This window comes from Abyssibacter sp., from assembly GCF_964229365.1.
Lineage (GTDB): Bacteria > Pseudomonadota > Gammaproteobacteria > Nevskiales > OUC007 > Abyssibacter.
In genome coordinates, this window is sequence record NZ_CAXRDQ010000078.1 from 1 (window position 1) to 10,118 (window position 10,118).

A 10,118-nucleotide genomic window follows, 5' to 3' on the forward strand; every position below is an offset into this window, starting at 1 on the left:
CCGTAGATGTAAGGTTCCATCTGCGGATTCCAGTAACGGGTGCGGTGCCCGAAATGCACGCCGGCTTCCAAGAGCTGGCGCATGGTGATATCAGCCATGTTGATTAGTCCTGTTTGTACGGGGTTGGGCCTCCACGCTGCCCGCCATGCCGATTCCGCGAACGGAACACCCCGCATGACGTTGAATGGAGCGTGTGAGAAGTAGGATTAACCGCTCGAAAACTCGTCACCAAAGCGTTCAAACTGGCGTCGAATTGCCTTTGCGGCGCGCGATTTATACCATAACGCTCATTCCTAATCCAAGCGCCCGCCCGGGCGCTTTTTTGACTCTGGACCCCGAATGCCTGTTTCAATCAAGACCCCGGAAGAAATCGATGCGATGCGCACAGCCGGCGGGTTGGCCGCCGACGTGCTGTTGATGATTGAGGAGCATGTCAAACCTGGAGTGACTACGGGCGAACTCGATGCCCTCTGCCACGACTACATCGTCAATCAACAGCATGCGATCCCGGCCCCGCTGGGCTACGGGGGCGGTGGATCACGCCCGCCCTTCCCCAAATCGATCTGCACGTCGGTGAATCATGTCGTGTGCCATGGCATCCCCGGCAACAAGAAGCTCAAGCGCGGGGACGCGGTGAATATCGATGTCACCGTTATTAAGGACGGATTCCACGGCGACACCTCCAAGATGTTCTTCGTGGGTGAGCCGACCGTGCGCGCAAAGCGACTGGCGGACATCGCACATGAATGCATGATCGCCGGCATCCGGCAGGTGCGGCCAGGCGCAACGCTTGGCGATATCGGCGCCGTGATCCAGCAACATGCCGAGAGCAACGGCTTTTCCGTGGTTCGGGAGTATTGTGGACATGGGATCGGCCGCGTCTTTCACGAAGACCCGCAGATTCTTCACTATGGTCGCCCCGGCACCGGCATGAAGCTGAAAGCCGGCATGACGTTCACGATCGAACCGATGATCAATGCCGGCCGCAAGGAAACGCGATTGCTGCCGGATCAATGGACCGTGGTCACCAAGGATCACTCCCTCTCCGCGCAGTGGGAGCATACGATTCTGGTCACCGACAACGGCTTTGAAGTCCTCACGCTGCGCGACGGCGAGATGTAAATGGAATCCGAACTGGCTTCCTTTGGGATTGGGATCGAGGACGAACCTGACGTCATCAGTTCGCGCAAGCTGGACAAGCGACTGGTCGACGCCGGCGCGGACGTCGCAGCCCTGCGTGATGTATTGAGCTGGGGCCGCGAACTCGTCTCCACCAACTTCTACGCCGGGGTGTCGGCCCACGCGCTGGTGCGCGCGAACACGCGCCTGATCGACCAGACCTTGGCGCACTTGTGGGCGCTCACGCTGGGTGAGGCGGCTGAAACCTTGGGGCTTGTTGCGGTGGGCGGCTACGGTCGCTCCGAGCTGCTGCCCCACTCGGACATCGATTTGCTTGTCCTCTATCCGGACTCTGGTCTGGGCGCGGCGGAAGGCCTGCTGGAGCAGTTTCTGACAGCTCTGTGGGACCTGCGCCTGAACGTCGGCCACAGCGTGCGGTCCGCCAAGGAATGCCGAGAGCAGGCCGACGGCGACATCACGATCATGACGAACCTCATGGAGGCCCGGCTGATCGCGGGCGATGCCGATTTGCACCGCGCCATGCAGCAGCAAACCGCGCCGAACACCATCTGGCCGACCCAGAAGTTCTTCACCGCGAAACAGAAGGAGCAGGTTGCTCGGCACGCCAAGTTCGATGACTCAGGCTACAAGCTGGAGCCGAACGTCAAGGAAAGCCCGGGTGGTCTGCGCGACATCCACACCATTCTCTGGGTGGCCAAGCGCCAGTTTCCCGGTGCCACGCTCACCGACCTCAAGCGTCATGGCCTGCTCACAGCCCAGGAATGCGCAGAACTCGTCGCCGGCCAGGATTTTCTGTGGCGCGTTCGCTTCGCCCTGCACCTGATCGCCGACCGGCATGAGGATCGCCTGCTGTTCGACTACCAGGTGCGTATTGCCGAGCTGTTCGGCTTTGTCGACCAGTCGCACAATCGCGCGGTCGAACAATTCATGCAGTTGTACTACCGCCAGATCAAAGCGCTGTCCTGCCTGAACGACTTGATGCTGCAGATGTTCGAGGAAAGCATCCTGCACCCGGATGACGCCAGCGAGCCGACCCGCATCAACCGGCGTTTTCAGGCACGACATGGCTATATCGAGGTCATCGATGCCGGCGTGTTCCGGCGTCAACCCCAGGCCCTGCTGGAGATCTTCCTGCTATTGCAGAAGCGCACGGAGTTGCGCGGCGTGCGCGCACAGACGCTGCGCCTGATCCGCCGCGACCGCAAGCTGCTCAACGACCGGGTGCGTGGCGATATTCGCGCCAAGTCACTGTTCATGGAAATCATGCGCCAGCCGGGTGGCCTTACGCGCGCGCTGCGTCGCATGAACCGGTATGGCGTGCTGGGTCGTTATATCCCGGCCTTCGGCAATGCCATCGGGCGGATGCAGTACGACCTGTTCCACACGCTCACGGTGGACGAGCACACACTGTTCGTGGTCCGCAACATGCGGCGCTTGGCGATGCCCCAGTTCCGCGAAGAGCATCCGTTCTTCTCGGAAATCATGGATCGCGTTCCCAAGCCGGAACTGCTGTACCTGGCCGGGTTGTTTCACGACATCGCCAAGGGGCGCGGCGGGGATCATTCGGAGCTGGGCGCCGAAGATGCCGTCACCTTCTGCCTGGATCATGGCCTGCCGCAGTGGGACAGCGAACTTGTGGCCTGGCTGGTGCGCAATCACCTGCTGATGTCGATCACCGCGCAGCGCAAGGACATCACCGACCCGACGGTCATTCGGGAATTTGCAGCCGCCGTGCAAGATCGCATGCATCTGGACTACCTGCTGCTGATGACGGCCTGCGATATCCGCGCAACCAATCCGGCCCTGTGGAATTCCTGGCGCGAGACCTTGCTCAAGGATTTGTACCTGGCCACCTGCCGCCTGCTTTCGCGCGGCCTGGCCAATCCGCTGCAGCGTGATGTGCTGGCGCGGGAATCGCAGGATGCTGCCATGCAGCACATCGGCAAGGCCGCCGATCATGCCGAAGTCGAAACGCTGTGGGCACGGCTTGGCGACGATTATTTCCTTCGCCATTCCGATGAGGAGATCGCACATCACACATTGGCGATTCTGAGTCACGACTCCGGTTCGCCGCTGGTCACCCTGGGCGAAACCAGCGGCGGCGGTGTCACTGTCTTCATCTACATGAAGGACCAGGATCACCTGTTCGCCGTCACGACCGGCGTGTTGGCGCAGCTGGGGCTGACCGTGCTCGACGCCCGCTTGGAAACCACGCAGGACGGTTACGCATTTGACAGCTATGCCATCTGCGAAGGAGACGCCACGCCCATCGACGATGCCCACCGCAAGGAGGAGATTGTCGAAGCCCTGACCTCCGTGCTGTCCAACCCCGACATCTCCAGCGTCAATGTCACCCGCCGCGTGTCGCGCCAGTTGCGGCATTTCCGCACCCCGACGCAGGTGTATTTCAGCAACGACGCCGACCGGGCACGCACGATCATGGAGCTGGTCACTGGTGACCGCCCTGGCCTGCTCTCCATTGTCGGCCGCGTATTCCGCAAGCGCGGCATTCTGCTGGTTGCCGCCAAGATCGGCACCATCGGTGAACGGGCGGAGGACGTGTTCTTCATCACCGACCGCCATCACCAACCCATCCAGGACCCTGCCGTCTTCAATGAACTACGACGCGTTCTGACTCGGGTGCTGCAAAGCGAAGAGCATCTGAGCACCGACGAAGCCGTCGCCTACATCGAGTGAACATGACCGACCTGACCACGCTGGAATCACGAATCAATGCGGCCTTCGAGGACCGCGCCACCCTGACCCCGGGCACAGCGCCTGCCGAATTGCGGGATGCCGTCGAGCAAACGCTCGGCCTGCTGGACGCGGGCACGCTACGAGTCGCCGAGCCTGCACAGGGCGGCTGGGTGGTCAATGAATGGGCCAAGAAGGCCGTACTGCTGTCGTTTCGGCTCTACGACAACCATTTGATCGAAGGTGGCGAAACCCGCTATTTCGACAAGGTTCCGGGCAAGTACGCCGATTACAGCGAAGCGGATTTTCGTCGTGATGGCGTTCGCGTCGTGCCTCCGGCCATGGTCCGTCGCGGCGTGCACGTCGCCGCCGGCGCGGTACTGATGCCGAGCTACGTCAATATCGGTGCCTACGTGGGGCCGGGCACCATGGTCGACACCTGGGCCACGGTGGGCTCCTGCGCCCAGATCGGCGCGAATGTGCATCTGTCGGGCGGCGTTGGGATTGGCGGCGTGCTCGAACCGCTGCAGGCCGCTCCCGTGATCATCGAAGACGGCTGCTTTCTCGGCGCTCGATCCGAAGTCGTCGAAGGCGTCATCGTCGAGCGCGGCGCGGTGCTGGCGATGGGTGTGTTCATCAGCCAGTCCACGCCGATCTACGATCGCGAGGCCGACACCATCAGCTTCGGCCGCGTTCCGGCCGGCGCCGTCGTGGTTCCCGGCTCGCTGCCCAAGGACGGCGGGCGCTACAGCCTGAACTGCGCGGTCATCGTCAAACGCGTCGATGAGCGAACCCGCAGCAAGGTCGGCATCAACGCGCTACTGCGTGAGGCCGCTACGGAATGAGCCTGGTGGCGACCCCTGCGCAAGCGACGACCACAGCTGAACTGGAACTGCTGACGCAGTTGATCGGGCGCCCGTCGGTCACACCAGCCGATGCCGGCTGCCAGGATCTGATCGCCGAGCGCCTGCTCGCCATCGGTTTCCAGATTGAGCGCCTCCCTTTCGGCGAGGTCTCGAATCTGTGGGCCACGCGCGGCGGGGCTGGCCCCACGCTTTGCTTTGCCGGCCACACCGATGTGGTGCCGACCGGCCCCGAGGATCAGTGGACCACGCGACCGTTCGAGCCGGCCGAACGCGACGGGCATATGTACGGCCGCGGCGCGGCAGATATGAAATCCGGGCTCGCAGCCATGGTCGTCGCCCTGGAACAGTTTGTCGCCGCACGGCCGGATCACGATGGCCGGCTGGCCATGCTGTTGACCAGCGATGAGGAGGGTCCTGCGAAGGATGGCATTCGTCGCGTGGTGGAAGCGTTTCAGCAGCGGGGCGAGTCCGTCGACTTCTGCGTGATTGGCGAATGCTCCAGCGTGGATCAGTTTGGCGACCGGGTCATGGTCGGCCGCCGAGGGTCGATTGGCGCGACACTGACAGTGTTAGGGCGACAGGGCCACGTGGCCTATCCGCACCTGGCGGACAATCCAATCCATCCAGCGCTCGCAGCCATGCGCGAACTGGCCTACCTGGAATGGGACGGCGGCAATACGGACTTCCCCCCCACCTCGTTCCAGATCACCAATGTCCGGTCCGGAACCGGTGCGACCAACGTGATCCCCGGCACCGCCGAATTCGATTTCAATCTGCGCTATTCCACCGAGCTGAGCGCCGGCGCCATCCGCAAGCGTGTGGTCGACATTCTTGACGCCCACCGGCTGAACTATCGGCTGGACTGGTGGCTGTCCGGCGAGCCATTTCTGACCCACCCGGGCCCGCTACGGGCCGCGGCCGCCGACGCGATCCGCAACGTCACCGGCCTGACCCCCACGGAATCCACGGCCGGCGGCACCTCCGATGGCCGCTTCATCGCCAAGCTCGGCACAGAGATCGTCGAGATCGGTCCGGTGAATGCAACCATCCACCAGATCGACGAATGCGTTCGCGTTGACGACTTGCCCCGGTTAACGGCGGTCTATCGTCGAATCATGGAGCAGCTGCTGGCGCAGGCATGAGCGATCAGGTCTTCGCGGCAACACCCCAGACATCCGCGTACCAGCCGCCAGGCTGGTTGCGAAACCCGCATTTTCAAAGTGTTCTGGCCTCCTCCGCCTGGCGACGGCGACTCATCGCGTCACGCCGACCCGGCATGCAGGCCACCAGCCGTCGACTGACGCTGAACTGTGGCGACGGCGTGCGGCTGTATGCACACGCCAGCCCCCGACCCGGCGCCTCGGCAGGCCGCGGGCTGGTGATTCTGATTCACGGCTGGGAAGGTTGCCACGACTCCGTCTACCTGTTCTCAATGGCATCCCGTCTATGGGATGCCGGCTACAGCATCGTCCGCCTAAACCTGCGTGATCACGGCTACTCGCACCACCTGAACGAGGAGCCCTTCGTTTCGACGCGGCTCACCGATCCGGTGGGTGCATTGCGGGCAATCGCCCAACGCCTGCCCGGTGGCGAAAACCCCTTCCTGATGGGGTTTTCCATGGGCGGCAACGTGGCACTACGTACCGCCATGGCCGCCGTGGACGACGGCTTGAAACTGCGCGGCCTGCTGGCCGTGAGCCCGGCCATCAATCCGCTGGCCACGACCCGCGCCATCGACGAAGGAATTCTGCTCTACCGCACGTATTTCAAGCGCAAATGGGTGCGCTCACTACGCGCCAAGGAAGCGGCGTTTCCCGGCGTGCACGATCTCACCGACATGCGAGAAGCGCCGACACTGGAGCAGGCCACCGAACGCTTTGCGCCGCGCTTCACGCCATATCAGAACTACCGGGATTACCTATCCGCCTACACCCTCACCGGAGACGCGCTGGCAGCGCTGCGCGTCCCCACGCATATCCTGACGGCCGAAGATGATCCGGTGATACCGATCGAGGATTTCGAGGGACTGCGATTACCGTCCGATGTCCGTCTGGAGGTCACCGAATTCGGCGGGCATTGCGGGTTTATCAAGTCGCGAGCGTTGGATTGCTACACCGACGATGTCGGCCTGCGATTCCTGAACGAGCTCGACTAGGGAAACACTGATCACGCCGCCACGCCCGCGCCGGTTCCCCTGCACGACCGAGCGCCGCTGGCGGGCATCCGTGGTCAGCCGGTGGCCGATAGCATGCTGTGTCGGCCCGCCGCCTGCCGCTGTGTGAGCGCCCCCTCTTCAGAGGCAAGAAACGCGTCCAGCCGCGGCATGGCGTAGTCGTAGGACGATTGGATGATCTCGTCCATGCGGTCCCAATCAAACATGCCGATGCCGGATACGGGCATGTGGATGTAGCACTCTGCGTCGGTCTCGCGTCGCGCGATGGTTTCGGAACTCACGACGGTGGCCGCGCGATGCAGCAGCCGGACAATGCCCGGGAACCGCTCCACCCCTCGCTGCCACCGGAGGGGCTCGGGGATTTCCTCCGCCTCCTGGCCAATCACGAACTGCTCCCGGTTGCTCACGTCGCAGGACATCACCGGGCCGCGGCCCAGCTCCCGCATCTTGTCCACCGGCAGGCTGTTGAGCACCCCGCCATCGCAGAGCAGCTCGCCCTTCCAGACCACCGGTGGCACGATGCCGGGCACCGCCATGCTCGCCGCCAACCAGTGGCGTAGCGTGCCACGCCGATGCATCACCGATTCACCCTGCGACAGATTCGTACTGACGCAAAAATACGGTATGTGCAGGTCTTCGACCCGCTTGTCGCCGAACACCTCATCGAGACGGCGCAGGAACTTGCGGCCGCCGATTAGCCCGACGCGGGGCACCACGTAATCGTTGAGGTAATTGTTGTCGACAAAGGTCTCGCGGAGATTGACGGTCGCGGCCTCGCTGTCCATGCCGATCGCCATCAGCGCGGCGATGTAGGCGCCCATGCTGGCGCCGCCCAGCACATCGAACTCGATGCCTTGCGCCTCCAGGGCTTTCCAAAGCCCCAGGTGGGCGAACCCGCGGGCTCCCCCGCCACCGAGCACCAGCCCCAGTCCGCGGCCGGTCACCAGTCGCACCAGACGCTCGAAGGATTCCGGTCGGTCCAGCGTCGCGTGCAACACCGAATCCGTCGCGCAGAGATCAGCCCAGGCGCGCGGATCTGCCCGGTTTTTCTCCGCCTCGTAGTGGACGATGCAAAGCTCGGCGCTGGCGCGGCCACGAATCTTCTGGAACGCCTGAATTTCCGGGGTCATCCGGGCTGAGGCCGCACCATCCACGACGATCAGCACCCGGTCCGCCTGACGAATGCAACGACGCGACCAGTGCGAGTCATCACCGCTGGTGGCATAGATCAGATAGCGGTATTGAGTTTCTAGCTCGCTCAGCCATGCCGCGACCTGCTCCGAGCGGTCGGCGTCGTCCAGAGGACTGTGCGCCGCCCCCTCGCCCAGGGCGCGGTCGACACGCTCAGCGCTCAAGCGCAACGTCGCTCCCTGCTCGGCCATGGCCTTGGCCATGGCATTGGCGACGGTTGTGAGGTCCATGCCTGGATGTCCCGGCACGAGCGCAATCGTCGCCAGCGACTGGGCGCTCGGCACCTCGCCCCCGGCGTTAATCGTGCGCACCAGACGGCCAACCAGAAAACGAATGATCTCGATGGCTTCGTGAGGGTGCTTGACGGCGATCTGTTCGAAGGCCGGCTTCGAGATCGTCACGACCACGCTCTCGCGCAGTACTTCAACACGTGTCAGGCGCTGCTCGCCCGTCATCATCGACACGCCACCAACCACCTCGCCGCGGGCCAGCTCGCGCAACAGATGAAAGCCGTCTGCCTCCGGCCGAAGCAGTAACAGGCGGCCCGTTCCGATGACATGAAAGGATTCAGCGTGATCGCCGGCATCGAACAGCACGTGGCCGGGACGCAGCAAACGCTTTTCCGCTGCCTCGGCCAGCAGATTCAATGACTTGCTGTTCAGTCCGGAAAAAGCCGGGCTACTCGCCAGTATGCTCTGAGCATCCATCTGCGCTGGTCTCCTCCGTCGACACAACTAACCGCATGAGCGCGGCGCAAGCATTGCACAGGCGAATGCGGCTGGCGACGGCCGCCGCGGCCGGTCTGCTCAGGTTCTGTCGCGGGCGATCCGGCGCGTAACGCGATTGAGCAGCCGCGGAGAAAGCCGCTTGAGATGAACGCCGAGTATTTCCTTGCCGCCAACGAGTATCTCGTGCTCGCCTCGCTCGATTGCTCGGAGCGTTCTGGTCGCGACGGCCTCCGGCGCGATCCCGGACGCCAGTTCGGAATCCATGGCGCCATGCGCCGTGCCATCGCCCTGCAACGCAGCGAACGACAGCGGCGTGTTCACGAACCCTGGGCACACGACCAGAACTCCCACGCCCTGATCCTGCACCTCGGCTCGTAAGGCATCGCAGTAACCAACCACCGCATGCTTGGCGGCGCAGTAACCCGTGCGCAGGGGCACGCCAACCTTGCCGGCGACGCTGGCCACAGCAACGATCTGCCCCGCCCCGCGCGACAACATGCCCGGCAAGACCGCCGAGGTCAGCGCAATCGTTCCGAACAGGTTGACTTCCAACAGGCGGCGATAGACCGCCATGTCGGTCTGCACCGCCGTTGACCGCTGCGTGATGCCGGCATTGTTGATCAGCACATCAACACCGCCATGGCGTTGCTGAACGGCGTCGACTGCGGCCTGGATCGATTCAGGATCGGCGACATCCAGTAACTGAATATCGGCCCGGTCACCGCATTGCGCCGCGACTTGCTCCAACTCGGTTTGACGCCGGGCACTCAGAACGACCTGAGCGCCCGCCTTCGAGCAGGCGACGGCCAGGGCGGCCCCGATGCCGGATGAGGCGCCGGTGATCCAGACACGCTGGCCGTCGATGTCCATCGGAGAGCCCTCTTAGGCTGCCTGTTCCATCGACTGGGTGTATTCACCCTTGGCGGCCGCCGAGTTGCACTTGGCGCGATGAAAGAATGCCCGCTGGCCAGCGGCGACGTTTTCGTTCTTGCCGCTCCAGGCCGCGAGCGCCGGTGCCTGCAGTGCCCGACCGTAGGAGAACGACAAGGCCCACGGCAGCGGACCCAGCTTGTTCATGGCATCCAGGTGAGCCGTCGCCAATGCGTCCGACTGCCCGCCCGACAGGAACACGATGCCCGGCACCGCACTCGGCACATAACGCTTGAGCGTGCGAACCGTAGCCTCCGCCACGGCCTGCACATCAGCCTGGGTTGCGCACTTCTTGCCAGAGATCACCATGTTCGGCTTCAGCAGCATGCCTTCGAGCAACACACCCTGGCGGTCCAGTTCAGCAAAGACAGCTTGCAGCGTCCGGGACGTCACGTC

The 10,118-nt window shown here is 63.5% G+C and carries 9 protein-coding genes; 5 read left to right on the forward strand and 4 right to left on the reverse strand.

Going from position 1 to position 10,118, the window contains the following annotated elements; genetic code table 11:
* Nucleotides 1-98: 30S ribosomal protein S2 (locus ACE1EY_RS12905; RefSeq protein ID WP_370300360.1), on the reverse strand; the 98-nt coding region annotated here is incomplete at its 3' end.
* Nucleotides 99-339: 241 nt separating this feature from the next.
* Here ACE1EY_RS12905 and map point away from each other — a divergent pair.
* Genes map through ACE1EY_RS12930 form a run of 5 tightly spaced genes read left to right on the forward strand, consistent with a single transcriptional unit; the run spans nucleotide 340 to nucleotide 6,855 of the window.
* Nucleotides 340-1,122: a type I methionyl aminopeptidase gene (map, locus tag ACE1EY_RS12910; RefSeq protein WP_370300353.1), complete on the forward strand. Its 783-nt coding sequence runs from the start codon at nucleotides 340-342 to the stop codon at nucleotides 1,120-1,122.
* Nucleotides 1,123-3,837, forward strand: coding sequence for a [protein-PII] uridylyltransferase (glnD, locus tag ACE1EY_RS12915; protein ID WP_291512420.1), 2,715 nt, complete (start codon nucleotides 1,123-1,125; stop codon nucleotides 3,835-3,837).
* A gap of 2 nt (nucleotides 3,838-3,839) precedes the next feature.
* Nucleotides 3,840-4,679 (forward strand): 2,3,4,5-tetrahydropyridine-2,6-dicarboxylate N-succinyltransferase, encoded by an 840-nt coding sequence (dapD, locus tag ACE1EY_RS12920; protein WP_370300355.1) that lies wholly within the window; start codon nucleotides 3,840-3,842, stop codon nucleotides 4,677-4,679.
* Nucleotides 4,680-4,684: 5 nt separating this feature from the next.
* The gene (gene dapE, locus ACE1EY_RS12925; protein WP_370300356.1) at nucleotides 4,685-5,842 is read left to right on the forward strand and encodes a succinyl-diaminopimelate desuccinylase; all 1,158 of its coding nucleotides are present in this window, start codon (nucleotides 4,685-4,687) and stop codon (nucleotides 5,840-5,842) included.
* A complete protein-coding gene (locus tag ACE1EY_RS12930; RefSeq protein ID WP_370300357.1) occupies nucleotides 5,839-6,855 on the forward strand; it encodes a YheT family hydrolase in 1,017 nt (338 codons plus the stop codon). Before dapE ends, ACE1EY_RS12930 begins: the two co-directional genes overlap by 4 nt.
* A gap of 74 nt (nucleotides 6,856-6,929) precedes the next feature.
* Here ACE1EY_RS12930 and ACE1EY_RS12935 read toward each other — a convergent pair whose 3' ends face one another.
* The 3 genes from ACE1EY_RS12935 to ACE1EY_RS12945 form a co-directional block, all read right to left on the reverse strand.
* Nucleotides 6,930-8,771, reverse strand: a complete 1,842-nt coding sequence (locus ACE1EY_RS12935) for a patatin-like phospholipase family protein (RefSeq protein WP_291512416.1) — start codon at nucleotides 8,769-8,771, stop codon at nucleotides 6,930-6,932.
* A 99-nt stretch (nucleotides 8,772-8,870) separates the two neighbouring features.
* The gene (locus ACE1EY_RS12940; protein ID WP_291512415.1) at nucleotides 8,871-9,662 is read right to left on the reverse strand and encodes an SDR family oxidoreductase; all 792 of its coding nucleotides are present in this window, start codon (nucleotides 9,660-9,662) and stop codon (nucleotides 8,871-8,873) included.
* Between the two features lie 12 nt (nucleotides 9,663-9,674).
* Nucleotides 9,675-10,118 (reverse strand): class I fructose-bisphosphate aldolase (locus ACE1EY_RS12945; protein ID WP_370300359.1); only part of this gene is annotated, 444 nt, incomplete at its 5' end.